Origin of the sequence: Candidatus Accumulibacter vicinus, from assembly GCF_000584955.1 — a bacterium.
Taxonomy (GTDB): Bacteria; Pseudomonadota; Gammaproteobacteria; order Burkholderiales; family Rhodocyclaceae; genus Accumulibacter; species Accumulibacter vicinus.
Map to the genome: position 1 here is coordinate 1 of NZ_JDSS02000001.1, position 697 is coordinate 697.

The following is a 697-nucleotide window of genomic DNA, read 5'->3' on the forward strand; positions in this document are numbered from 1 at the left end:
TAGGAGCGAGAAGCGATGAGTGAAGCAACTACCCGGAAGGTACATAGTGCGTGACCGAAACCCCTTCATCCCAACAGTAGCAAGGGATTGGACGGATTTCCGAGCGATGAAGAATTGATAGCCGCAGGGTGATTTGTGGTGAAAACATCGCAATTCGGGCTTCTGAGGACAAATGGGTAGAGATCTTCGTGCCCGAACGGGTCATCAATCCGGCAGCGGAAATAATCTTCGCTCTTGTTTGAAAGGCCGTCACGCGTAGACCAAAGGCATTATAATTGCCATTACCGAAGAGCACGAACAGGCGAGTTTTTGGAGGCAAGCGATGCGAGTTGTCCAGAACACCCAGATGCACATTGGCGAAGTCGATGTTTCTCATATTGTTCTTGACGCCAAGTCGCGCGACGACATCCCGCAGATTCTGCGAGGTTTGCAGTACCTCTACCAAGATCCAGACAAGCGGGCAAAGCTCTTCCAGTTGCTTGAGTCAGACATGGCCCCGAAGGTCGACAAGCGGACGGGGCGTCCCGGGATGACACTCTGGTCGATCTTCGTCTGCGGAGTGATCCGGCTTGACCTGAACATCGACTACGACCGTCTGCATGAGTTGGTCAATCAGCACAACACCCTTCGGCAGATGCTCGGGCATGGGTTGTTCGACCCGACGTCGTACCACTACCAAACACTGAAGGACAATGTC

General features: G+C 53.1%; 1 pseudogene. It reads left to right on the forward strand.

What is annotated here, in order from left to right:
* Nucleotides 1-322: 322 nt before the first annotated feature.
* Nucleotides 323-697: pseudogene (locus tag CAPSK01_RS00005) on the forward strand (ISNCY family transposase); the annotation flags it as partial.